At 59.2% G+C, this 25,413-nt stretch carries 18 protein-coding genes; 11 read left to right on the forward strand and 7 right to left on the reverse strand.

Going from position 1 to position 25,413, the window contains the following annotated elements; translation table 11 throughout:
- The first annotated feature begins 231 nt into the window (after window positions 1–231).
- From ACFO3S_RS17520 to ACFO3S_RS17555, 8 genes are read left to right on the forward strand one after another with little or no spacing between them, the layout of a single operon-like run.
- Window positions 232–1,365 (forward strand): ABC transporter ATP-binding protein, encoded by a 1,134-nt coding sequence (locus ACFO3S_RS17520; protein WP_378098805.1) that lies wholly within the window; start codon window positions 232–234, stop codon window positions 1,363–1,365.
- On the forward strand, window positions 1,362–4,340 hold the full coding sequence (locus tag ACFO3S_RS17525) for an extracellular solute-binding protein (protein ID WP_378098807.1): 2,979 nt from the start codon (window positions 1,362–1,364) through the stop codon (window positions 4,338–4,340). The genes ACFO3S_RS17520 and ACFO3S_RS17525 overlap by 4 nt, the downstream gene beginning before the upstream one ends.
- Window positions 4,337–5,317, forward strand: coding sequence for a carbohydrate ABC transporter permease (locus ACFO3S_RS17530; RefSeq protein WP_378098809.1), 981 nt, complete (start codon window positions 4,337–4,339; stop codon window positions 5,315–5,317). Before ACFO3S_RS17525 ends, ACFO3S_RS17530 begins: the two co-directional genes overlap by 4 nt.
- Complete coding sequence (locus ACFO3S_RS17535) at window positions 5,318–6,175, forward strand: carbohydrate ABC transporter permease (protein WP_378098811.1); 858 nt, start codon at window positions 5,318–5,320, stop codon at window positions 6,173–6,175.
- Window positions 6,176–6,203: 28 nt separating this feature from the next.
- On the forward strand, window positions 6,204–8,252 hold the full coding sequence (locus ACFO3S_RS17540) for a YIP1 family protein (RefSeq protein WP_378098813.1): 2,049 nt from the start codon (window positions 6,204–6,206) through the stop codon (window positions 8,250–8,252).
- Window positions 8,245–10,476, forward strand: coding sequence for a DUF5696 domain-containing protein (locus tag ACFO3S_RS17545; protein WP_378098815.1), 2,232 nt, complete (start codon window positions 8,245–8,247; stop codon window positions 10,474–10,476). Before ACFO3S_RS17540 ends, ACFO3S_RS17545 begins: the two co-directional genes overlap by 8 nt.
- Window positions 10,473–11,369 (forward strand): carbohydrate ABC transporter permease, encoded by an 897-nt coding sequence (locus ACFO3S_RS17550; RefSeq protein WP_378098817.1) that lies wholly within the window; start codon window positions 10,473–10,475, stop codon window positions 11,367–11,369. The genes ACFO3S_RS17545 and ACFO3S_RS17550 overlap by 4 nt, the downstream gene beginning before the upstream one ends.
- Window positions 11,366–12,349, forward strand: coding sequence for a carbohydrate ABC transporter permease (locus ACFO3S_RS17555; protein ID WP_378098818.1), 984 nt, complete (start codon window positions 11,366–11,368; stop codon window positions 12,347–12,349). Before ACFO3S_RS17550 ends, ACFO3S_RS17555 begins: the two co-directional genes overlap by 4 nt.
- A 1,173-nt stretch (window positions 12,350–13,522) precedes the next feature.
- Here the strand turns inward: ACFO3S_RS17555 and ACFO3S_RS17560 are convergent.
- Complete coding sequence (locus ACFO3S_RS17560; RefSeq protein ID WP_378098820.1) at window positions 13,523–14,890, reverse strand: extracellular solute-binding protein; 1,368 nt, start codon at window positions 14,888–14,890, stop codon at window positions 13,523–13,525.
- A gap of 166 nt (window positions 14,891–15,056) precedes the next feature.
- On the opposite strand from ACFO3S_RS17560, the gene ACFO3S_RS17565 reads away from it, so the two are divergent.
- The gene (locus tag ACFO3S_RS17565) at window positions 15,057–15,884 is read left to right on the forward strand and encodes an AraC family transcriptional regulator (RefSeq protein ID WP_378098821.1); all 828 of its coding nucleotides are present in this window, start codon (window positions 15,057–15,059) and stop codon (window positions 15,882–15,884) included.
- Window positions 15,885–15,947: 63 nt separating this feature from the next.
- Here the strand turns inward: ACFO3S_RS17565 and ACFO3S_RS17570 are convergent, their stop codons facing one another.
- The 6 genes from ACFO3S_RS17570 to ACFO3S_RS17595 form a co-directional block, all read right to left on the reverse strand.
- Entirely contained in the window at window positions 15,948–16,721 is a 774-nt protein-coding gene (locus ACFO3S_RS17570) for an IclR family transcriptional regulator (protein ID WP_378098823.1), read from the reverse strand.
- A gap of 283 nt (window positions 16,722–17,004) precedes the next feature.
- Window positions 17,005–17,784 carry an ABC transporter permease gene (locus ACFO3S_RS17575; RefSeq protein ID WP_378098825.1) on the reverse strand — a complete coding sequence of 260 codons (780 nt, stop codon included), beginning with the start codon at window positions 17,782–17,784 and terminating at the stop codon, window positions 17,005–17,007.
- A gap of 6 nt (window positions 17,785–17,790) precedes the next feature.
- Entirely contained in the window at window positions 17,791–18,594 is an 804-nt protein-coding gene (locus ACFO3S_RS17580) for an ABC transporter permease (RefSeq protein ID WP_378098826.1), read from the reverse strand.
- Window positions 18,591–19,415: an ABC transporter ATP-binding protein gene (locus ACFO3S_RS17585; RefSeq protein ID WP_378098828.1), complete on the reverse strand. Its 825-nt coding sequence runs from the start codon at window positions 19,413–19,415 to the stop codon at window positions 18,591–18,593. Before ACFO3S_RS17585 ends, ACFO3S_RS17580 begins: the two co-directional genes overlap by 4 nt.
- A 153-nt stretch (window positions 19,416–19,568) precedes the next feature.
- Window positions 19,569–20,207 (reverse strand): TetR/AcrR family transcriptional regulator, encoded by a 639-nt coding sequence (locus ACFO3S_RS17590; protein WP_378098830.1) that lies wholly within the window; start codon window positions 20,205–20,207, stop codon window positions 19,569–19,571.
- Window positions 20,208–21,003: 796 nt separating this feature from the next.
- Window positions 21,004–21,576 (reverse strand): permease, encoded by a 573-nt coding sequence (locus ACFO3S_RS17595; RefSeq protein WP_378098832.1) that lies wholly within the window; start codon window positions 21,574–21,576, stop codon window positions 21,004–21,006.
- A gap of 314 nt (window positions 21,577–21,890) precedes the next feature.
- On the opposite strand from ACFO3S_RS17595, the gene ACFO3S_RS17600 reads away from it, so the two are divergent.
- The gene (locus tag ACFO3S_RS17600; protein ID WP_378098833.1) at window positions 21,891–23,804 is read left to right on the forward strand and encodes a cache domain-containing sensor histidine kinase; all 1,914 of its coding nucleotides are present in this window, start codon (window positions 21,891–21,893) and stop codon (window positions 23,802–23,804) included.
- Entirely contained in the window at window positions 23,773–25,404 is a 1,632-nt protein-coding gene (locus ACFO3S_RS17605) for a response regulator (protein ID WP_378098835.1), read from the forward strand. Before ACFO3S_RS17600 ends, ACFO3S_RS17605 begins: the two co-directional genes overlap by 32 nt.
- Window positions 25,405–25,413 lie beyond the last annotated feature (9 nt).

Raw genomic sequence — 25,413 nt, forward strand, 5'->3', positions numbered from 1 at the left:
ATAATGATGACCGTCCAACACCCTCCCGGCGGACCCGATTCGAATGCGTCCGCGATGAAAGGGTTATCATGCTTAGATTGTATCACGGAACATTTTCATGTCAAGGAATAAAATTCACATACAAAATATAAAAAGCGAGATATCCGTTTACGATATCGGTTTTATTTGCTATCATTATTTCACATGCTTGAAATCATTTCAAAAATGACGGAGTCGCGGGGGTAAAAACCGATGGGGAACGTTGCGTTTAACCACGTGTACAAATATTACAAAGGCGAGCCCGATCCGGCGGTCCGAGACTTTCATCTGGACGTCGCGGACGGAGAGTTCCTGGTGATGGTCGGCCCCTCCGGCTGCGGGAAGTCGACGACGCTGCGCATGCTGGCAGGGCTGGAGGAGGTATCCGAAGGCGATATTTACATCAACGGGAAGCTGATGAACTTCGTATCCCCGAAAAACCGCGATATCGCCATGGTATTCCAGAACTACGCCCTCTATCCGAATCTGACCGTCTTCGAGAACATGGCCCTTGGCCTGCAGCTGCATAAGGTGGCCAAGAGCGAGATCGAGCTTCGCGTCAACCGGACGGCCAAGATGCTGGAGATTTCCCATTTTCTGACGAAGAAGCCGAACCAGCTGTCCGGCGGACAGAAGCAGCGCGTCGCGCTGGGCCGCGCGCTCGTTCGCGAGCCGCAAGTGTTCCTGATGGATGAGCCGCTGTCCAACCTCGACGCCAAGCTGCGCACGCAGACCCGGATGGAGATCAGCAAGCTTCACAAGGAGCTGGGCACGACGATGGTCTACGTCACCCACGATCAGACGGAAGCGATGACGATGGGAACGAGAATCGTCGTCATGAAGGACGGCCGGATCCAGCAGGTGGCGCCTCCCCAGCAGTTGTACGACGAGCCGGACAATCTGTTCGTCGCCGGGTTTATCGGAACGCCGCAGATGAACTTCATTCCGGGCTCGATTGTGGCGACGGGCGGCGATTATTATTTCCGCAGCAAACGGCTGGAGCTGATCATTCCGGAATCTTTCCATCCTGTCATTCGTTCCGAGAGCGCGAATCTGCGCTCCGTCGTGCTCGGCGTTCGCCCGGAGCACGTGCTCTGCGACGCCGAAGCGGTCCATGCGTATCCGGACTGGAGCGTCGCCGCCACCGTTTATATGAGAGAACCGCTCGGCTCGAATACGTACCTGTATGCGCGAACGGGCGAGGAGAGCCTGACGTCGCGCGCGGAAGCGCATACACCGATCGCGGCGGGCGATTCGACGGTGCTCGTCGTCCGGATGGATAAAGCTCATTTCTTCGATCGCGACAGCGGCTTCTCCCTTGCGTCGCGGGGAGGGGGAGGCTTGTGAAGCGGAAGAGCGTACGGATCGTGGCCGGAATCGGAGGCCTCGTCCTGTTCGTCGCCGCGCTGACGCTGCTGTGGCGGCCCGGCTCCGGCGAGCGAGCGGCTTATCCCGTCTTCGGCGCGGAGAAGGTGCTGGCGGGCATCGCCCTCCCTGACGAGGCGCCGCTCCCTTATCTTCAGTGGATCCGGAGCGAGGAGTATGCGGCGCTGCGGCCGGCCGAGGGCGTCGAAGCGACCGTTCTGGCGGTCGATTACGCCGAAGCGTCGCCGGAGGCGCTGGTCGAACGCCGCAGCGACCGGGCCAGAGGCGCGGACGTTCTCGACTGGAGCCGTTCGGGCGGGTGGGTCGAGTGGCGGATCGAGGTGCCCCGCGATGGGATCTACGAGCTGGAGCTCGACTACGCGCCGCTGAAGGGCGGCTTCTCGCCTGTCGTGCGAGGCGTTCAGATCGACGGAGCTTTCCCGTTCGCGGAGGCGGAGCGGATCGGCTTCAGCCGGCTGTGGAAGGATAGCGTCTACCCGTACGAGCGCAACGCCATCGGCAACGAGATACGGCCGGTACAGGAAGAACGGACGGAGTGGCGCGCCGAGCGGGCGGCGAACGACGCGCTCAGCTCCGAACCGCTTCGCTGGGCGCTGACTGCGGGCGAACACGCCCTTCGGCTTGTCGGCGGTCAGGGGGCGATGTCTCTTCATTCGATCAAGCTCGTCGCTCCGCGGGAGGCGCCGGCTTATGCGGATTACATCCGGGCGCAAGCGGCCGACGAGAGCGGCGGGGAGCCGTGGCACCGCATCGTCGAAGCGGAGCGCTATGCGTTCAAGTCGTCCGTCAGCATTCAATTGCAGAGCAAGTCCGAGCCGTATATCTCCCCCGATCCGCAAGGAAAAATCGTCTATAACGCGATCGGAGGGACGAGCTGGACCAAGCCCGGGGAGCGGATCGGATGGGAGGTTGCCGTGCCGAGATCGGGCTTCTATGCGATCGACGTGAAGTCCTATCAGGGCTTTAACGGCAGATCGAGCGTGTTCCGGACGGTGCGGATCGACGGGAGCGTGCCGTTCCGGGAAATGCAGAGCTACCGGTTCTCGCCCAACAGGTCGATGGAGATTTCCTCCCTCTCCGACGCTCAAGGCCAGCCCTACTTATTTTATTTGACGGAGGGCAAGCATCTGATCGAGATGGTCGTCGACACCTCGGCCGTTCGGCCGGTCACCGAGTCGCTGCTCGATATCGGCAACCGGCTGCTCGAAATCGAACGCGACATTCGCGCGATTACCGGCAACTACGGATACGGCGCAGACCAGAACCTCGATACGGCCCGCACTTGGGATCTGCGCAAATTCGAGCCGGAGCTGGAAGCGGAGCTCAGACGGATCGTCGATCGGCTTCAGGATGCTTGCGACTACTTGAACGGGCTTCACCAGGCGGATACCGATTCGGCAACGGCGCTTCGCGTGAACGCCGATCGTCTGGAACGGCTGCTGGACCGCTTTAACGACATCCCCAATCGGGTCACGGTCTTCGAGACGGTGCGCATCAGCCTGAACACCTGGATTCAGACGATCGAGTCGCAGGCGATGGAGCTGGACTATCTGGTCGTTCGCACTCCCGACGCCGATCCTGGTCTGAAGGTGCCGGACTCCTGGAGCAAGGCGCGCTATTCCGCGGCCGACTTCTTCCGGTCGTTCTTCCATCGCTACGACGCCACCGGCGCGGGCGGCGAAGACGCGCTGACCGTATGGGTGCAGCGGGGCAAAGACTACGTCGATCTGCTGGAGCTGATGATTCAGCAGGATTTCACTCCGCGTACGGGCATCCGGGTGAACGTGAATCTGATGCCGAATACGAACGTGCTGCTGCTCGGCAACGTGGCCGGAGATCAGCCCGACGTGGCGCTGGGGGTTCCGCTGGAAACCCCGGTCGACTTCGCGATGCGGGGAGCGGCCGAGGAGCTGAGCGGTTATCCCGGATTCGAAGAGGTGCTCGGAAGGTTCAATCCCGGACTGATGCGCTCCTATCGCTATAAAGGGGGCGTCTACGGCCTGCCCGAAACGCAAAACTACTATATGATGTTTTATCGCACCGACATTTTCGAGGATTTGGGGCTGGCCCCGCCCGATACGTGGGACGACGTTGCGCGGATTCTCCCTACGCTTCAAGAGAACGGGCTGACGTTCAACCTGCCGAAGAAAAACTTTCATATCCCGTTCTATCAGCAGGGCGGCGAATTTTACAAGCCGGACGGGCTGCAGCCCGATCTGACGTCGGAAGCGGGCGTCGCCGCCTTTAAGAGCTGGACCGACTGGTACCGCAAATTCAATCTGCCGAAGGACATTCCGGTTTTTATCCACCATTTCCGCAACGGCAGCATCCCGATCGGCGTCGCCGACTTCGATATGTACATTCAATTGGTCGTCGGGGCGCCCGAGATCGAAGGCAAGTGGAAAATGGTTCCGCTGCCCGGGATCCGGCAGCCGGACGGAACGGTCGCCCGATGGTCGCATAACGAATCGTTGGTGCGGCTTCAGGAGCCTTCGTCGCTCTTGGTGCTGAACAAGAGCGAGCGGAAGGACGAGGCGTGGAGGTTCGTCGAGTGGTGGACATCGGCCGACGTCCAAAGCCGGTTCAGCAGCGATATCGAGTCGTTCGCCGGCATCGCTTATCGCTGGAATACGGCCAACCTGGAGGCGATGCAGACGATTCCGTGGCCGGAGGAGGATCTGGCGGCGTTAAACGAGCAGGACAGATGGGTCAAGAACATGCCGTATGTGCCGGGCTACTATTATTTGGCGAGAGAGATCGAGTTCGCCTGGAACCTTACGGTTCTCGGAGAGATGCCCGCAAGGGAAGCGCTCGAGAAGTCGGATCGGTCGCTGGCGCGCGAGATGGCGCGCAAGCAGGAGGAGCTCGGCATAGCTCCCGGGGAGCATCTGACCATCGCGCCATACGATAAGCCCTACGAGAGGAGAGCGCCGTGAAAACCGTGAGCCGAACTCAAGCTGCCGTCCGCCGGTCGTCCGCGCCGGCCGGCTATCGGGCTCGCATCGTCCGTTTCCTGCGACAATGCTGGGCCGACCGCCTGTCGTACCTGTTTCTGGCGCCATTCCTGCTGAGCTTTGCCTGCTTTATTCTCGTCCCGGTCGCGCTGGCCATGCTGCTCAGTCTGACCTCGTTCAACGGCTTCGAGTTTCCCCGCTTTATCGGGGTTAGCAACTTCATCTATATGTTCACGCAGGACGTCGTCTTCATGAAGCATACGATTCCGAATACGCTAAAGTTCGCCATCGTTGTCGGACCGGGCGGCTATGCGCTCTCCTTCGCGTTCGCGTGGCTCATTCACCAGCTGCCGAGGAGCATCCGCGACTATTTCTCGCTGGCCGTATACGCCCCGTCCATCATGGCAACTTCGGTGGCGCTTACGATGGTGTGGAACGCCGCGTTCAGCGGGGATAGCGTCGGTTACCTGAACCAAATCCTGCTGGGTCTGGGGCTGATCGATACTCCGCAGCTGTGGCTTCAGGATCCGAAATATCTGATGACGTTCATGATCGTCGTGACGCTGTGGACGAATATGGGCGTCGGCTTTCTGGCCATGCTCGGCGGGCTGCAGACGGTGAATACCGAGCTGTACGAAGCGGGCCGAATCGACGGCGTCAAGAACAGCCTGCAGGAAGTGTACTACATTACGATTCCGAGCATGAAGCCACAGATGCTGTTCAGCGCGGTGATGGCGATCGTCGGCGCAATCAAGGCGGGCTCGATCTCGAGCGGGCTCTCGGGCATGGCGATTACGCCGCAATATGCCGGGCACGTCATCAACAATCACATTTACGATTACGCGTTTCTGAGATACGAATGGGGTTACGCCTCCGCGCTGTCGGTCGTGCTGCTCCTGATGAGCTACGGCCTCATGAGGCTGAGCTACAAGCTGTTCGGCACGAAGGAGGGGGAGTAGATGCGGCCGGCTTTACGCAGACGGTTCTCCTGGTCCCGGATCGGGCTGATCGCGGTTATGGCGGCGGTCGGGATTTTTATGCTGCTGCCGATCGTCTTTCTCGTCAATAACGCCTTTAAGCCGTTAAACGAAATGTTTCTGTTTCCGCCGAGAATTTTCGTGCAAAATCCGACGACGTACAATTTCGAGCAGCTGTTCCTGCACAGCGCGGCTGGCGTCGTGCCGTTCAGCCGATACCTGTTCAACAGCGCCTTCATCTCGCTGGCGACGACGTTCGCCGTCATCGTCGTCAGCACGATGGCCGGCTACGTCCTGTCGAAGCACCGGTTCCACTTCAAGGCTTCCATCATGGGGGCGATTATGATAGCGCTGATGTTTACGCCGGAGACGGTATCGATTCCGCGTTATTTGATCGTCAGCGGGCTGGGGCTTAAGGATACGTACTGGGCCCACGTGCTTCCTTTTCTGGCTTCGCCGGTGGCGGTGTTCCTAATGAAGCAGTTCATCGATCAGATTCCCGATTCGCTGATCGAGGCGGCCAAGCTGGACGGCGCGGCGGAGCGGTATATTTTTCTCCGGATCATTCTTCCGCTGACCTCTCCGGCCGTCGCCACGACAGGAATCATTACGTTTCAACTGGTGTACATGGACGTGGAGGCATCTTCGCTCTATATGACTAAGGAAACGATGAAGACGCTGTCCTACTATGCGGAAGCGATGTCGCAGAACATTCCGGGGGCGGCTCAGGTCAGCATCGCGGCCGCTATCGGGCTGATGATGTTCGTGCCCAACCTGGTCATCTTCCTGATCTTCCAGCGGAGAATGATCCAGACGATGCTGCATTCCGGCGTGAAATGAACCCGAAGACGGAGAGGAGGGATCTCAGATGTTCGGACGAACCCGGAACGGGCTGGCGGCATTCGCGACGGCCGTCTTCCTGCTCCTCGGCGCATGGAGCCCGCAGCCGGCCTCGGCCCAGCTTCCGTACGACACGTGGTACAACGATCTTAATTCCGGCATGATCGCCACGCAGCCGATCTACGTGCCGGACCGAATCGTCGACGGCAACGGAATGGACGGATCGCTCTCTTCGCCGAGCGACCTCTTCATTGCCGACGACGACCGCGTGTATATCGCCGATACGGGCAACGACCGCATCGTGGAGCTGGACGCGAGCGGCGAATACGTGCGAAGCATCGGCCGGGAGGAGGGACCGGGCAAGCTGACCCAGCCGGAGGGCGTATTCGTCGCGGAAGACGGCACGATCTACGCGGCCAATACCGGGGGGCAGTCGATCGTCGTCTATGCGCCGGACGGAAGCTTCAAGCGCGAATTCAAGAAGCCGGAGTCGACGGCGCTGACGGCGGACTATCACTTCCTGCCGACCAAGATCGTAGCCGATCGGCGAGGCGTAATGTACATCGTCGTCAAGGACACGTTTCTCGGCCTGCTGCGCATGAGCCCCGAAGGGGAGTTCACCGGATTTTTCGGAGCGAACAAGGCGAAGCTGAGCTGGATGGACCGGCTGAAGCGGGCGCTTCTGAATGAGAGGCAGCTCGCCCAGGAGATAGCCAAGCAGCCGAATCCGATCCAGAACGTAACGCTCTCCGGCGACGGCTTCCTGGTGACGACCAGCTCGGGGACGGCCAGCGACGGACAGATCAAGAAGCTGAACGCCGGCGGCTTCGACGCCTTCCGCAACAAGGCGTTCTCCGAGACTCATCTCGTCGATACGGCGGTTGACGGCAGCGGCTTTCTGTACGGCCTGAACCGCAACTCTCCGATCAGCCTGTCGGTCTACGATCCTACGGGCGAGGTCGTCTTCTACTTCGGCTCGACGCAGAAGAACGCGCGCCAGTTCGGCGTTACCGACTACGGCGTCAGCGTCGAGATCAACAGCCGCAACGAGCTGTGGGTTGCCGACAATGCGTCGGGCCTCATCCAGGTGTTCAAAAGAACGAGCTTCGGAGAGACGTACATGACGGCGGCGCACTTGTATTTCGAAGGCGATTACGAGCGTAGCCGGCCTTATTGGGAAGAAGTGATCCGGCAGAACGGCATGCTCAATATCGCTTACAACGGCTTGGGCAAGATCGCCCTGCACGACGGGGATTACGCGGCGGCGCTCGAGTATTTCAAGCAGTCGAACGATCCTCAAGGGTATTCCGACGCTTACTGGTATATCCGGTACGAATGGCTGAACAAGCATTTTCTGCTTGCCGTTGTCGCTCTGTCGGCAGGCATCTGGGGATTGTCGTTCGCGGTTCGCCGCCTCTCGGCGTTCGTCCGCAGCCGCTCGTGGCCGCCTCTGCTGCGAAGATATGCGGGGGAGCTCAGAGATGCGCTTTATTTGACGGTGCGCCCCTACAGCGGCTTCTATCGGCTGAAAGACCGCAACATCTCCTACACGGTCGTCTTCTTCCTGCTCGCGATGGCTGTCGCCGTTCATATCGGTTCGGTGTTCGCCGCAGGTTTTATCGCTTATCCTTTCGACCTGGGAGATTACAATCTTCCGTTATCGCTGGCGTTCATGGCAGTGCCTTGGGCGACATGGGTAATCGCGAACTATTTGGTCAGCACGGTCAAGGGCGGCGAAGGCCGCTTCCGCGAAGTGCTGCAGGCGAGCGCCTTCGCGATCGTCCCCTATATCGTCGTCACGATTCCGGCGACGATTCTGACGAACTTCGTCGTGCTCGAGGAATGGATCGTCATCGATCTGCTTCGCCAGGCGATGTGGATCTGGATCCTCGTGCTGTTTTTCGTCATGACGCAGGTCATCCACAACTTCGACTTTACCGAAGCGGTCAGAAATGCGGTCATTACGCTGCTGACGATCGGGGTCATCTGGGTGTTCGCCATGATCGTCTCCGGTCTCGTCTACAATTTCTACGACTTTTTGACACAGGTGTATCGGGAGGTGACCTTCCGTGCTTAGAACGATCGGACCGATCTCTGGAAAGCGCCGGCTGCTGCTTGTTCTCGCCGCGGCAGGCATCCTTGCGGCGGCGCTCATCGTCTACGGCAGACGGGATACGCTTCCCCCGCTGCAGGCGATGGGCATCGGCGAACCGCTCCGCCAGTATGCCCCCGTCGCGGAAGGGGCGGTCTGGCAGCCGGGGGAGTTCGACCGGGAGGGGTTCGCCCTCGCGGCGGACAATGCGGGCTATTCGATTCTGCTCGAGCCGAAGACGAGCCGGCTCGCCGTCGTTGACAAGCGGAGCGGATACGTATGGCGGAGCAACCCTTCGCCGGAGCAGCTGGCGCAGGAGACGGTCAAGGGAGCGCTGCTGGAAAATCTGCAGTCGCCCTTCGTTGCCGAGGTGGTTGCCGCCGGACAGACGAGAAGGACGATTCTGAACACCCTCTCCAGCGGCGCGAAGATCGACTATGCGCCGATCGGCCGCGAGGGCGTGCAGGCGACCTATACGTTCGAGAAAGAGGGGCTGAGCTTCGTCATCCAGTTTCGGGTGACCGAGCACGGCATGGAGGCGGTCATTCCGACGGACGGCATTCGGGAGTCGGGCGATTACTGGCTGTATTCCCTCCAGCTGCTGCCTTATTTCGGAGCGGTACCGACCGGCGGCGAGGACGGCTATCTGTTCGTGCCGGACGGTCCGGGCGGGCTCATCTATTATGACCGGCTAAGACCGCCGGTTGCGAGCGGCTACGAATTTCCGATCTACGGAGACGATCCCGCCCATCTTCAGTTCGACGAGAACGCGCCGACGCGGCGGGAGCAGATCGCTTATCCTCTCTTCGGCTTGAAGCGGGGAGATCGGGCCTTCGCCGCGATTGTGAAGGAGGGGCCGTACACCGCCCGGATCAAAGCGGCGACGCCAAGCGGCACCTCCCGGTTTCATTCGGTCGGCGTCAGCTTCGGCTATCGCGAGGAATACGGGCGCAAGGTGAGCGGGATTACGAAAGAAACGGTCAAGTCGATCCGCCAGGAACGGACCCGGGAGGATCGCCGGGTGGAATATCGGCTTCTGTCCGGGGAAGAGGCCGATTACGTCGGCATGGCGCACGCCTACCGCGACTATCTGGAGAGCAGCGGGCAGCTTGGCTCGCCGCTGCCGAAGACGGATCACGTTCCGCTGATGCTGTCTCTCGTCGGAGGGGGCAGCAAGCCGAAGTTCGGCACTCGCGGCTTCGAGACGGCGACGACGTTCGAGCAGGCGGAGCGGATCGTCCGGCAGCTGCGGGAAGCCGGAGCGGCGAATATGACAGTGATCTACCAGGGGTGGCAGAGCAGCGGCCATGCGTACACGGACGAACGGTTCCCGATCGTCTCCGAGCTGGGGGGAGCGCAAGGGGCCAAGCGGTTCGTGCGCAGTATGCACGAGCTCGGAATCCCGGTGCTGTTCGCCGATTATATGGCTTGGAAGGGGGAGGCGCACAGCACCTTCTATAAGAAGGCGGACGGCATTCGGGGCATCGACTCGGCCGTGGTCGCGGGCCCCGGCGGCGAATTTATCGTCAACCCGGTGAAAGCGGTTCGTCAGCAGAAGCAGGTCGTCGATGCGCTGCAAAAGCTCGGGATCGACGGCATCCATTACGTCGACGGGCCGGGCAGCCTGACGTTCAGCGACTATCGGTCGAGCGCGCCGCTGACGAGAAGCGATACGGTTCATTACTATCAGGCGCTGCTGGATTACGTCCGGGAGTCGTTCGGGACCGCCGGCGTTCGGCGGGGCGAGCAGTACGCGCTGAAGCATGTCGACTATATCGAAGGGCTGCCGCATGCCTCCAGCGGAGATTTCATCATCGACGAGACGGTGCCCGTCTATCCGATCGCGATCCACGGCGCGGTCGTCTATACGGCGGCGCCGGGCAATCTGCGCGACGTCTACGACGACGAGCTGCTGAAGGCGATTGAATACGGCGCCGTGCCGGCCTTTACGCTCACTTACGCCGAGAGCCGCGTGCTTAAGCGCACCGATTACCAGAACTTGTACAGCACCGAGTTCGAGATCTGGAAGGACCGCGTCGTCGAGGACTACAACCGCTTCGATCGGCTGGCCGGGGTGCTCCACCAGCGGATCGCGAACCACGAGAAGGTGGCCGACGGCGTCTACGCGACGACGTACGAGGACGGCACCAAGGTTACCGTCAATTATCATACGAAGCAATTCGACGTGGAAGGAGGGAGGCGGGAATGAACGGGAAAACGTCGCGGCGAAGACAGCTGCTGCTGTTTCGCTGGAAGGAATACGGGATGGGCTATCTGTTTATGCTGCCTTGGATGATCGGGTTCGCCGCGTTCGTGGCGTTCCCGATCGGCTGGTCGCTGTGGAACAGCTTTAACCAGGTGTTCATTACGAGCGAGGGCTTTAAGTATACGTGGGTGGGACTGGACAATTTTCGAAGAATGCTGATTGAGAACAACGCTTATCCGATCATTTTGCTCACCTATTTTCAGGAAGTGCTGCTGATCATTCCGCTTATTCTCATTTTCTCCTTCCTTGTGTCGCTGCTGCTGAACGAGAAGTTTCCGGGAAGGGGCTGGATGCGCGCGCTTTTCTTTCTTCCGGTCATTTTCGCCACAGGCCAAGTCGTGATGGAGCTGTTCGTCCAGGGTGCCGGAGAGCTGCCGTTCATGGAGCAGTACAATCTGGATTTGATTTTGCGGCAGTACTTCAACGAGGGCACGGCCAGTATGCTGCTCGGCATTCTAAGCAAGGCCGTCATCATTCTCTGGTATTCCGGGGTGCAGATTCTGATCTTCATCGCCGGCTTCCAGACGATTCCGAAGACGGTGTACGAGGCGGTCAAGGTGGACGGAGCCTCTCCCTGGGAAAGCTTCTGGAAGATTACGTTCCCGGGCATGCTGCCTTTCATCGGACTGAATGCGGTGTACACGATCGTCGATTTGTTCACGTTCCCGTTTAACCCGGTGCTGGAGATCGTCCGCAACAACATGTTCTCGCCGACGACGGGCTACGGCTACGCAAGCGCGATGGCATGGCTGTATTTTGCTCTCGTGCTGATGCTGCTCGGGCTTGCGCTGTGGCTGACTTATCGCGCGACCAAGGGAAGGGGAGAGCTTCGATGAAGCTGGAAGAGACGTTCAAGCAGGTGAGGCTCGAGATCTCGGAGACGCTCGCGCACCGGAGGACGCAGAAGCTGAAGAGAGCGGTTCTCGGCCAGAACGTGAAGGACGGGATGATCGCCAAGCTGGTCCTATTCGCGCTGCTGACCGTGATCGCTTTTCTGTACGTCAAACCGATTTTGTACATGATCTCGACCAGTCTCAAGAGCGTGGCCGACATGATCGATCCCGTCGTCGGCCTCATTCCCCGCGAGCTCCATCTGGGCCATTATGCGGATGCGTGGCGCGGCCTCAACTATCCCGAGGGCTTCCTCGACACGATGACGATCGCGCTCGTCGGCTCAATTTTTCAGGTGTTCACGTGCGCGCTGACCGGTTATGCGCTGGCGAGGCTGAAGTTTCCGGGAAAAAACCTGATGTTTTTCCTGATTCTTGTCGCCTTTCTGATTCCGCCGCAGCTGACGATCGTTCCGCTTTATATGATCTACAGCGAGCTCGGGTGGATCAACACCCCGTTCGTGTTTCTCGTGCCGGCGCTGTTCGGGCAAGGCTTGCGGGGAGCGCTGTTCATCATCATTTTCAGGCAGTTTTTCCACTCGCAGCCGAAGGCGCTGGAGGAAGCGGCGAGGATCGACGGAGCTTCGGCCTTCCGCCTGTTCTTCCGCATCATGATGCCGCTGGCCGGAGCCGCATGCCTGGTCGTCTTCCTGTTCTCGTTCGTCTGGTACTGGAATATGAGTTACGAAGCCGCGCTGTTTCTGAGCAAGGATTTTACCCCGCTGTCGCTTCGGCTCAGCTCGATGCAGATGGAGCTGGTCGGCAACAAGGCGATCGACTACAGCGCGGGGGTCGGCCAGGACCCGATCTCCGAAGGGCCGCGCATGGCCGGAGCTTTCCTGGTGATTATGCCGCCCCTTATCGTCTATCTGATCGCGCAGCGCTGGTTCACCGAGGGGATCGAGCGCACCGGATTAGTGGAGTAGGAGACGTCCGCGGCGTCGATGGGGCTGGCCCCGCGGGCGCGTAGAACGCCGCAGAGGCAGGCGCTCGCCCGCGCCAAAGCCTCGGCGGGGTGTCGACAGAAAGGGCGGGCGGCCCGGGAAGGAACGGGCCGCCCGCCTCGGAAGAGGGGAGAGGAAGGGGCAAGGGGCCATGTTGCTGGCTAAGCAAACGGTCAAAAAGGAGCCTAGCAGGAAAACATCTGGGTCGGCAATTGGCCAACCGGCTCATCGAGACGGTGCTAGAAGAAGACGATGCGAAAAGGGGACATCCTGCACGAACGATTCCTCGACGAGCTGCAACGCCATATGGTTCCCATCGTCACGTCGACGACTTCGAACCGCTCCTTCAAACGCGCTAAACAGACTGGAGCCAACAAATTCACGAAGCTCAAGAGGCGGAGGCTACAGGCGCCGCCGGCGGGGTCCTGACGCTCATCGCCGAACTTACGCCAACTTGCGTCAACTTGTGTCACTCGCGCCAACCTGCGCCAGCTCGAGCCGACTTGAGCCAACTGCACCAACTTGCGTCAACTCGAGCCGACTTGAGCCGACTGCGCCAACTTGCGTCAACTTGCCAACCTGCGCCAACCTGCGCCAGCTCGAGCCAACTGCGTCAACTCGAGCCGACTTGAGCCAACTGCACCAACTTGCGTCAACTCGAGCCGACTTGAGCCAACCTGCGCCAGCTCGAGCCAACTGCGTCAACTTGCACCGGCTTGCGCCAACTCGAGCTGACTTGAGCCGACTTGAGCCAACTGCGCCAACTTGCGTCAACTTGCCAACCTGCGCCAGCTCGAGCCAACTGCGTCAACTTGCGCCAACTTACGCCACCCCGCTAACGTAACGGTTGCCAGAGCCGCTAATCGTGCCGTTTTCACAATATGGAGATTGTAACGGTTGCGACAGCGGCTATTTCAGCCGAAACCGCTCCGTTTCGCTCAACAACCCCAAAATAAGCGCGGTGGCAACCGTTAGCTTTTCCTTTTTCAAGAAAACGATCGATTAAGCGCCACTGTAACCGTTAGACGTTGCCGGCAGGATGCGCGCCTTCGATCGCATACGACAACGGCTAAAACCTGACAACAATGAAGACGAAGGGGCCCCCTTCCCGTCCCTTCCGAACGGCTTGCGGGCCCCCCCTATCGTCTTGTCGCGTTAGGGCTTGTTGGCCAGTTCCATCTCGATCGCCTTGTTAAGCTCGGTCTCCGCCGACTGCAGCGCTTCCTCGACGCTGAGCTCTCCGAGAATGACCTTCTCGAACTCGTAGGCGAGAAGCGACGGGGCGTTCAAAGTAAGCGTCGGGTGAATGGCGGGCGTAGGCGCGAATGAATTGTAGTAGATGGCGGCGGCGTTTTTCCCTTGCAGCAGGGGCACCTCGGCGCCGAACGCCTTGCGGATCTCCGCGTTCAACAGCGGGGTCGGCCTGCCCTCCTTGGCCGCCGCGAGCTGGGCTTCGTCGGACAGCAGCTCGTTCACAGCCTGAAGCGCCGCTTCCTTGTTCGCCGCCGTATCCGTAATATAGATCATCGTCGGAAGCGACTGGAAGCCGACGCCGCCGTTGTCCTCGAAGGTCGGAGCGGCGACCATATCCCAGTTCAGCTGCTCGAAGCCCGGACGCTTGTAGCTGGAGCTCAGGGACAGCACCATGGCGATGTTTTTCTGCTCGTAGAACTTGTTCAGCTCCAGACCGGAGTCGCGTTCGTAGCCCTCCATGTTGCCGGGAATCTGGTAGAAGCGGGAGAGGTTCTCGAAGATTCGCTTCCAGCCTTCGTTCTGGACGGCGGCCTTGCCGGTCTCCGCGTCGATAATCGGCAGGGAAAACTCGTTGCTTAGCAGGGCGAACCGATAAAACATGCTGATGCCGCGGTAATGGACGCCGTCCTTCGTTCCGGTGACCTGCCGGGCGAGCTCATAGAGCTGATCCCAGGTCATGCCGTCCGTCGGGTAGGGGGCGTTAAACTTGTCGAACACGTCTTTGTTGTAGAACAGCACCATCGGGTTGGAGCTTTCCGGCAAGCCGTACAGCTTGCCTCCGGAATAGTTTCTCGCCGTCTCGATCGAGAAAGGGTCGAAGCGGCTCAGGTCGACGATTCCGGAATCGACGAGAGGGGTCAAGTCCGTCTGCAGATTGTCGGCGAGCAGCACCCGCAGATCGCCTTCGGCGGCGCCGTAATGAATGTCGGGCGTCACGTTCTTCTGAGCTTTCAGGTCGGGAATGTTCAGGATGCAGGAGCAGTAGTAGGTCAGCTTGAAGTGCGGATATTTCGCCGTCACCCAGTTGTTGATCTGGGGATCGAAGGCCTCTTCCGGGATGGAGCCGAATACGCTCAGCTCGACCGGCTCCGGCTCCGGAGACGGGGATTCCGAAGGGCTGGGCGTCGGCGTAGCCGAGGGAGAAGCGCTTTCAGTCGCCGCCGGGCTGGAGGACGTGGCCGCTTCGTTCCTGCTGCAGGCGGACAGCGCCGCTGTCAGCAGCAGAAGGGTTGCGGCCAGTGCGGCAACGATTCGGGACTTGTGAACCATTCTTGTAACCTCCCTGAGTATCTGATCGGAATGTCTGCATAGATGAATATCCGTTGCTTCAATTTTGCAGAAAAACAGGGAGCCGGTATATGGAATAAAGGTGGATTGTCATGGATAAAAAGTTGAAAAATTGTTTTATATTCGTGAAAACGGTGAGGGGATGCCCGTGTACGAGTTTTTTGACCGCTTTTATCCGCAAATTCTGGACGTTATTCACGGAAAGCTGGAGCACTGGGAGACGCAGGGGACGCAGATCTACAGGAAGTCGTCCGGAAGGCTCTGTCTGTTCTATGTGTACGAGGGCCGCGGAAGAATGGAGCTCGACGGACAGAGCCACCCGCTCAAGGAGGGCTGCATCGCCCAAATTCCGGTCAAGCGCAAGTTTATTCTGCGCAATATTCCCCCGGGACCGCTTCGTTACTTTATGATCGAATACGACTTCAAGCTGATCCGATGGCAGGGGGAGTTGACGCGATGCGAGGAGCCGCCCGAGAAGCGCCTGCCTTTCGAACTGGTCGTGCCGATGATGGACCACAGGGGGCTGCGCTCGGACCTGCAGCTGCTGTGGCGAATCTGGCAGGAGAAGAGGAGCGGGCACGCCGGACAGGCCAAGCTGCTGTTCTTCAATCTGCTGCTGCGGATCAGCGAGCAGCTGCAGGAGCGGCAGCAGGACGATTCGGCCGAACGTTCGATCATGGAATGCGTCAACTATATTAACAACCACTACCAGGAATCGTTGGAGCGGGAGCTGCTGGCCCGCAAAGTGTCGCTGTCCAGAAGCTATTTCTCGGTGCTGTTCAAGCGGTATGTCGGCTGCTCTCCGGTGCAGTACATTACCAGAGTCAGGCTGGATAAAGCGATGCAGCTGTTAAGGGGGAGCAACAAGCCGATAGCGGTTGTCGCGCTGGAGGTGGGCTTCCGTGATCCGCTCTATTTCAGCCGGGTGTTCGCCCGGGAGATCGGCGTAACGCCGCGCGCGTACCGGGAGGCGTAAGGAGAAGCTAGCGGAAGCGGGCAACGGGGGGCCGCGAACGTCCCGCTGGCCCGCCTCCGGGGATTATTTTTGGTAGCCGTACACTTTCGTGCTCAATTCTTCGCAAGCCCGTTTGATCCAATCGTGGACTTTGCCCCATACCTCTCCGGTAATGCGTACGACCGGAATCGAGATGCTGACCGAGGCGACAGCACGGCCGTCGGCGTCGTGAATCGGTCCGGCCACGCAGTGAACGCCGTCCACCGTCTCCCCCATGTTGTAGCCGAATCCTTGGGCCCGCACCTTGTTCAGCTCCTTTATCAGGTCCTGGAACGTGGAGATCGTTTTGTCGGTCACCTTCTCGAGCTCGTCTTGCGGATAGAGCGCGCGCAGTTCGTCCATCGTCAGGTCGGCCAGCATGATTTTGCCGGAGGCGGTGGCGTGCAGCGGCAGCGTCGTTCCGACGTTCGGATTGAACCGCAGCGCCTGCGTGCTGACCTTCTCGCCGATGTAGAGCAGGTCGCTCCCCGCCTTAATGGCGAGACTGGTCGTTTCGTTCAGATCGTCGATAATTTTCTCCGCGATTAGATTGAATTCTCCGGTCAGGCTCGAGCTGCGCATATAACCCGAACGGATCGTGAACAGCTTGTAGCCGATGCGGAACTGCTTGCCGGAACGATCCGTCTCCAAGTAGCCGCGATGCAGCATGTTCTGAAGAATCAAGTAGGTGCTGCTCGGCGGCATGTTCAAGCCTTTGGCAATCTCGGTGAGATTGTACGAATCCTTATCGCCGGTGAACAGCTCGAATATATCCAGTACACGGTCGGCTGATTTGACTTTTGGCGTCGGTTGTTTCATGGGTTTAACACCTTTCTTGAAATGAGTTCATCAATATGAAACATAAATCCATATTACCTCACTCCTTGCATCTTGTCGATAGCGCTGCCGCGTTTTATGATCCAGAATATTCCTTCTACTTTGGACTTGATCCCGCCTGCGAGATGCTCGCAACAGTTCCTTCTTTCTCTATTTTTTGAAAAGATATTCATAGATATGAAATCAATAGTTTTGTATATATGAAATGAATGTGATGATGTGAAATGATTGTCCATCATTTACGAGATCCGCCAGCCGGCTTTCGTCAGGATCCGGTAGAACGGTACTTCCGGACGCCGAATCTCCACAGCAGCAGACAGGGAACGATGAATAGGCAGCCGGCCAGCGGGGCGAGCATATACTCGGCGCCGCCTTCCGTCTTGCCGAGAATGTATTGAACCGGCAAGTCGTTGACGCAGCCGAACGGAATGACGTAGGTGAAGAAGCGGGTGATCCATTTGTGATAAATGTTCAGCGGATACTGTGCCATCTCCCGTCCGCCGTCCGTGAAGATGCTGCCGAGCTCCAGCCCCTGCACCGTCCAGAAGCACATCGTCGCCATAACGATAAAGATGCCGGTGAAGATCAGGACGCCGCTGGCAATCATAAGCAGAAGCGTAACGCCCTTCAGGAACGTCCAGTCGGCTTCTACCCGACTGATCGCCCAGACGAGCACGATCAAGCTCTGCAGCAGTCTGCCGACCCGGGTAAACTCGAATTTCGAGCCGAGCACCTGAAGCACGGTGCCGCGCGGGCGAACGAGCAGCCGGTCGAAGTCTCCGTTCACGATCAGGTCGGAAAACATATCGAATCCCCGTCCCAGGCATTCGGCGATCGCGAACGCCATATGGATGACGCCGAATACGAGCGCCACCTCGTAAAATTCCCAGCCCTGAATCTGTCCGAACCGTTCGAACAGAATGTACAATCCCGCGAATACGGAGAACGGAATAAAAAATTGTCCGAAGGACAGCAGCCAGAACGACGTCCGGTACTGCATCTGGGATTTGAACAAAATGAGCAAATATTTGCCGAAGAGTCTCACGCCGGGTTAACCTCCTTGAACGACGACACGCCGGAGCGCTCTGTTCATCGCGAATCTGCCGACTCCGACAAGCGCGGTCAGCCACAGCAGCTGCACCGGAATCGTGGCAAGCGCCTCCTCGACGGGAATGTGGCCGGAGTAGACGCGGAACGGAAAGTCGGCCGCCAGCCGGAACGGGAGCGCATAGACGATCGATTGCAGCCAGATCGGCATCAGCGGCACGGGAACGATCATGCCGGCGAGAAACTCTCCGGCCACTCCGAACATGAGCAGCGAGCCGGCTGCAGACATCGTGATGAAAGTAGAAATATAGATCAGCATGGAGATGGCGACGAGGATGAACAGTCCGAGCAGAAGCGCGAGCAGGAACAGCAGGGCGGTCGCCGGATCGTGCGGCAGGCTTAGCCGGTAAGGCGCAGGCAGAAGAAGGGCGACGAAGAGAATCGGAACGCATCGCAGCGCCGCGCTGGACAGCCGCTGGGCGAGCAGCTTGGCGTACCAGAAGCCGTACAGTCCGCTCGGACGGCAGAGCTCGTACGCGATGTTGCCAGTCGTTATCAATTGAAACAGCTCGTTGTCGCGGAACCAGAGCGCGATAAAGGCGAGGAAAGCCTGCTGAAGCCAGATGTAGGTGACGATCTGCTGCAGCGAGATCGGCGGTTCGACCATCGTCCCGTTATAGAAAGCCTGATAGACCATGATGAGAATGAAGCCCCAGAAAAATTGGGTCGCGACGCCGGCCAGCGCGGCGGAGCGGTACTGGAAGCCCGTCGCGAGCTTCAGCCGGAAGACGGACAAGACGGCCCTCATGAGATCTCGTACTCCTTGTACATCTTAAGGAGCGCTTCCTCGATCGCCGAGCCGCCGCCCGCCCGTCCGTCTTCGACGGCTCCGTATTTCGCGCGCATGGCAGCGAGGTCGCCGTCGTAGAGCAGCCTGCCTTTGCCGATTAGCAAAATCCGGCTCGCCAGCGCTTCGATGTCGTTCATATCGTGCGTGGTCAAAATGACGGTTACGCCTTTCTCTTTGTTAATCGCGGAGATGAACCGTCTGACCGCGATTTTGGATACGGCGTCGAGGCCGATCGTCGGCTCGTCAAGGAACAGGATGCCGGGACCGTGCAGGAGGGAAGCGGCGATCTCGCAGCGCATGCGCTGGCCGAGGCTCAGCTGCCTCACCGGCGTTCGGAGCAGGCCGCCCAGATCGAGCGTCTCGGTGAGCAGCTCCAGGTTGCTCTGGTACTCCGCCTGCGTTACGTCGTAGATGTCGCGAAGCAGCTCGAACGAGTCGATGACGGGCACGTCCCACCAGAGCTGGGAGCGCTGGCCGAACACGACGCCGATGTTCCGCACGTATTTGACCCGGTCAAGCCAGGGCGTGTACCCCATAATGCTGCAGGTGCCGCTGTCGGGAACGAGAATGCCGCTCATCACTTTGATCGTCGTCGATTTGCCGGCCCCGTTCGGTCCGATGTAGCCGACAATTTCCCCGGGCTCGATCGAGAACGAGACGTCGCTCAGCGCGGCGACCTCGGTATACTCCCTGCGAAACAGCGCCTTGAACGCGCTTCCGAAACCGGAGGCTCTGCGGGCCACCTTAAAGCTTTTGCTGATTCCGCTGACGGTAATCAAGGGTAAAATCCTCCTATGTAAAATAAAAGCGAAAGGAAGAAGATGTTACCACTGCGCGTGAAATGCTGTCAAGCGCTTTTTTGGCATAAACGCCAAAGGGCCCCGGTCCGCAATCGCGGACAACGAGGCTGGAATGCGACCCTTCGTCTCGGCTCAACCGCCCGCGCGATTGGCGAGCTGGTGGCGGAAGCCGGCAAGCAGCACGTCGAAAGCCTGCCGGAAGGTCGGCGTCAGCCGGTCCATCAGCTGCTCCGCCGACTCTTCGGACTCCGCGTAAGTGGCTGCGATGCCGTTAAGACCGTACATATAGATCCGGGCGAACTCGAGCGCCTGCGGGTCGTCCGCCCTCATGCCCAGACACGCCCGCACCGCCCCTTTCAGCTTGCCGAACATGCTGTTGCGCAGTTGGTTCAGCTCGAGATCGGGCGCTTCTTCGTCCACTCTTACCGATTTCGTCCCGAAAAAAAGGCCGTACAGGCTGCGATGGGCCAGACAGAAGCCGATAAATTCGAGGCTGATGGCCGCCAACCTCTGCTCGGGAGGGCGATCCTCGTTCAGCAGCGCATCGAAGGTTTGCAGAAGCGTCAGCAGCGGAGGCATGGAAAGCTGCGTCAGCAGCGCCTCCTTGTCTTTAAAATAGATATAAATCGCCGTATGGGAGCAGTGCGCCGCCTTCGCGATCTCGCGCATCGTCACGGCCTGGTAGCCTTTGCTTGCGAAGAGCCTGCCGGCCGCTTCGACGATCTTTCTTTTCGTTTCCTCCGACCGGGCTTTCTGTTTGGTCGCCGTCATTTCATAGACCGCCTTTCCGATGATAAGGACATTGTAGCCAGCGAATTCTCGCTCGTCAAACAAGCCCTTCTCCCGGGGAAGGGGCATGTTGACAGGTTAAGCAAAGCGTGACGGCGTCGACTTCGGGCCGCTCCTTCGAACGCGCGAAACAGACCAGAGCCAACAAATTCACGAAGCCCAAGAGGCGGGGGCTATAGGCTCCGCCGGCGGAGTCCCGACGGTCATCGCGAACAAAGGCCCACCCGCGCCAACTCTCGCCAACTTACGCCAACCAACGCCAACCAACGCCACCCCATGCCAACTCGCGCCAACCCACGCCAACCGACGCCAACCTGCGCCACTCGCGCCAACCCACGCCAACCGACGCCAACCTACGCCAACCTACGCCAACCTACGCCAACCTACGCCAATCCGCTAACGTAACGGTTGCCAGAGCCTCTAATTGTGCCATTTTCGCAGTACGGAGGTTGTAACGGTTGCAGCAGCGGCTATTTCAGCTGAAAACGCGCCGTTTGGCTCGATAACCCCAAAATAAGCGCGGTGGCAACCGTTAGCTTTTTCTTCTTCGGAAAAACGATCGATTAAGCGCCACTGCAACCGTTAGACGTCGCCGGCGAGTTGCACGCCGGCGATCGCATACGATAAGCCCGACGGCCACCGCTACTACCTTTTCCTTTCTCAAGAAAACGTTCAATTAAGCGCCGCTGCATCCGTTAGACATAGCCGGCAGGATGCGCGCCGTCGATCCCATACGACAACGGCTTAACCTGACGACGGCCGTCTTCTCGGGCACGTTTCAGAACAAACCCCATACGTCCTGTGCGAGCGCAAGCGCCAGCAGCACGCCCAGCGCCCCGGACGCCGCATAGGCGGACGTTTTGCTTTTGCCCTTCCTGCTCTTGAAGGCGAACGACACGTACATCGCAAACCCGATGGCGAGCAGCGCGGCTTCCAGACCGATCGACAGCCCGATGTAGCGCCATACGCCGAAGCCCAGCAAAGGCAGATCCCCCCAGTTTCCCGGCAGAAGGGGCATGTCCTCGCGGTGCACGATCAGGTCGAGCAGCCAGTGGCTGAAGGAGACGGCTCCGACCGCGTATCCCGCGCGCTTGCCCCATAGCCGCCGGGCCAACAGGCCGACCGCCAGGGAGAGCAGCAGCGCCCCGAGCAGCGAGTGCGTGTAGTCGGCATGAATGATATTGCCCCCGTAGCCGCCTCCGGAGCTGTCGTCAATCGTCTCGATGCCGGCCATCGCCAGCGGGATAAACACCAGATCCAGCCACTGCGTGGCGACGATCAGCGCCCAGAGCGGCACCTCCGGCGTCTTCGCCTTGACCGCCGCCGCCACTCCGAAATGTCCTGCGAACATGATGAGATCACCCTTTCGAATCGTCATTCATAATTATAACCAATGGTTACTAACCATTGGTTATAATATAAGCGAAAACGGGTTTTCCGTCAATCCCAGGCAGGCCGACAACGCCGGATTTTGCGAAGCGCTCGTCCGGAATCGGCATGGGGAGGCGAATTGTCCATTTTTATCCCTTCATTATCGGAATTCCGTCTTATCGGCTTGCCGGCATAACATTATAATGAGGGAAGCGGAACGTTTGATCGTCTAGGATCGCATTCCCCGGCTAGCGTAAGCGAGACGACATTAATCGAGAGGACCGGCGCCTGAAGATGAGTCTGAGCAAACGGATTTTCGCCGCCTTTATCGCCTTTATTATCGTACCTTTGTTCGTGCTCGGAAGCGTCTCGTACCTGGTGTCGCAGAAGGTGACGGAGGAGAAGTACGCGGAGCAGACCGAGCTTACGCTCAAGGCCATCGGCCGCAATATTAACAACATGTTCAAGGAAGCGAACTACTTCTCGGATTTCTGGGTGACGATGGAAGACAGCGTGGAGGTGGCCGAACAGTCTATCGACGACGCCGGAACAGGCACCGGAGATGCCGGAGCGGGCACTGGAGACGCCGGAGCGGGAGAAGCCTCCCGAAGCTCGGACTCCTACTATCAGCTGCTGGAGAAGGAGAAGCTTCGGCAGCGCGTGCTGCTGACGTATCCCGGCATCCATTCGGTGACGCTCTATCGCAACGACGACCAGCAGGTCACCGTCAACTTCTCCTCGTTGGACGCCCCGATCGCCCGGGAGGAGCTGGAGAGCCATCCGATCTATCAGGAGGTTCTGCGGAAGAACGGCGCTCCCGTATGGGTCGGCCCGAACGAAGATACGAATCTGACCGGGGAGAACAACCTGTTTACGCAGATTCGCGTGCTGCTTGACATCGAGACGCTGAAGAGCAAGGGCGTGCTCGTCACGCGGTTTCAGTTGAACGAGCTGAACAAGATTTTCAGCTTCTACAACAGTCAAGGCAAGATCGACCGCCGCTTCCTGATTGTGGCCGGCAACGGGAATATCGTGTACGACAGCGACAAAAGCCCGGAAGGACGCCGAATATCCGACTACATGGACGCGGAGGACGGCTTCGACATGAACAGCGTCTCAACGCAGAGCAAGACGATCTCCTTCGACGAGCACAAAAGCCTCGTGTCGGTTCAGGATCTGCAGCTGCAGCGACTGGGGGTCGGCGATTGGAAGCTGGTCATGGTCACCTCCTGGCAATACTTGTCCGGAGATATGGCGATCGTGCTGCGGTGGATGGTCGTCATCACCTCGATCTCGCTCGCGCTTGCGCTGGCGTTTAATCTCATTTTCGTCCGGCGCATGGTGACGTTTATCGTGCGCGTCGTTCGCGCGATGCGGAAAGTGGAGCGCGGGGATTTATCGACGAGAGTGCCGGTCGTCGGCAGCGACGAGACGACGGCCTTGTCCAGAGGCTTCAACAGCCTCGTCCGGCGCGTGTCCGAGCTGCTCGACGACGTCAAGGAGGAGCAGTCGCGCAAGCGCAAGGCGGAGATGATGCTGCTGCAGGCGCAGATCAAGCCGCACTTCCTGTTTAACGCGCTGGAATCGATCAATATTTTGGCGGTGCAGAACGAAGGGCGCAAAGTCAGCAAAATGGTGCAGCGTCTGGCGAATATTTTCCGCATCAGCATCCAGCAGAAGGAAGAGATTACGATCGAGCAGGAGCTCGAGCACTTGACGAGCTATCTGGAAATTCAGAAGTACCGGTTCGAGGAGCTGTTCGAATATGCCATCGAGGTTCCGAAGGAGCTAATGAGCTGTACGATCTTGAAGCTGACGCTGCAGCCGCTCGTCGAGAACAGCATTCAGCACGGCTTCGAGGGCATCGAGTACTTGGGAAAAATTGAAGTGAGAGCAGCGCTCGAAGGTCGTCATATCGCCTTCTATATCGAGGACAACGGCATCGGCATACCGGATCGGCAGCTTGCGCAGTTCGCGGCCAGAGGCCTTACGACGCTGCAGGAGATGTACGCGGAGTCTCCGGAGACCGGCGAACGCCGCGGGCTGGGCATCGGCAACGTCGCGGACCGGCTGCGCATCCATTACGGCAGCGGCTTCGGGCTGATGCTTTGCAGCGCCCCGGGCTACGGCACGACGATCAAATGTGTGATCCCTCTAGAGGCAAGGAGTGACACCGATGAGATTAAAAGCGTTGTTGATCGACGATGAAGTGAACATTCTGAAAAATCTGCAGGCGGTCGTTCCGTGGGAGGAGCTGAACATCGAGCTGGCCGGAACGGCCCGAAACGGAGAGCAGGCGCTCGAGCTCGCCCGGACGCATCGCCCGCAGCTCATTCTGTGCGATATTCGCATGCCGGTGATGGACGGGATCGAGTTTCTGAGCGAGCTTAGGCAATTCGACCCCGAAGCGGAGGTCATCATGATGACCGGCTATCAGGATTTCAGCTATGTCCGTTCGGTCATTCGCTTCGAGGTGAAGGACTACATTCTGAAGCCGATCGATTACGACGTGCTGGTGGAGACGATCCGCAGACTGGCCGACGCCGTGCGCGAGAGAAGCCTCGAGCAGCGCTCGATGCAGCAGGAATGGAATCAGGTGTTCCGCCTGGCATACGAGAAGGTGCTGTACGACCAGATCACCGATCTGGGCGGGACGTCCGGCAGACCGCTTCTGCGGCTCGGGGAGCTTGAGGACGAGCATCTCGCTTTCGCCATGATGCTGGTCGACGTCGAGGAGTACTCCAAGCGTGAAAGGTTCTGGGAGGACAAGGAAAGAAAGCTGTGGAATTTCGCGATTCATAACATTCTTCAGGAAAACCTTGCGGCTTTCGGCGTTGCCTATACCGTCATCCAGGTGAGAAGCGGGGAATGGTGCGTGCTCATCGAGCGCTCCGCTCCGGAATGGTTCGACCGCGAGCAAGGCCTGGCCTGGGCGGAGACGCTGCGACAGGCCGTTCGAAGCTACCTCAAGCTGAACATCCGGGTTGCGCTGCACCCCGGGGAGGTGACGATCAGGCAGCTGGCCAGGACGTACAAGAGCTTGCAGCGATCGCTGTATTTGACCTCCTCGGCCCACGAAGGCGTCATCGTCTCGGAGAGAGCTCGCAGCAGCTACGACACGACGCAGCAGCTGTGGGACACGATCGAGGAGATGGCGACCGGTTTAAAGCGATGCGACCGGCATCGGACCGAAGCGGCGCTTAAGGAGCTGAACGAGAGCTTCCGGTCGCTGCCGGAACAGTCGTTCGAACGGGTCGCCCCGATCGTCCACTATCTGTGCATCCATCTTCTTCGGGAGATGCGGGAGATGGGGGTGATCGAGCGCGACGAGGAGACCGAAATCTGGCGGCAGATCGACCGCCACCAAGGCATCCGCGAGACGCTGCAGGTCGTTAATCGGCTCGTCGACCGGTCGCTGGAAAGCGTCATGAAGAAAAAGACGAGCGACGTGTTGATGCTGTCCGCCAAGGATTACATCGAAAGAAATCTGGCCGCCGAGCTGAGCATCGACATGCTGGCCGAATATTTGGGCATTAGCGGCAGCTATTTCAGCCTGCTGTTCAAGCAGCACTTCGGGGAAACGTTCGTCGAATACGTGACCAAGCAAAGAATGGAGATGGCCCGGTCGCTGCTTGCGTTGAGCGACAAGAGCGTCACCCAGGTCGGCCAGATGGTCGGCTATGCGGAACGGCGATATTTTACCCGCGTGTTCAGCAAGCATACCGGCATGCTTCCGTCGGAATACCGGGAGCGGCAGCAAAACAAATTCGGAGCCGCGAAGCCGGCATGGACGAATTCAGAGGGATGAGGAGAGAGG

Source organism: Cohnella hongkongensis (assembly GCF_042654645.1).
Classification (GTDB): domain Bacteria; phylum Bacillota; class Bacilli; order Paenibacillales; family Paenibacillaceae; genus Cohnella; species Cohnella hongkongensis.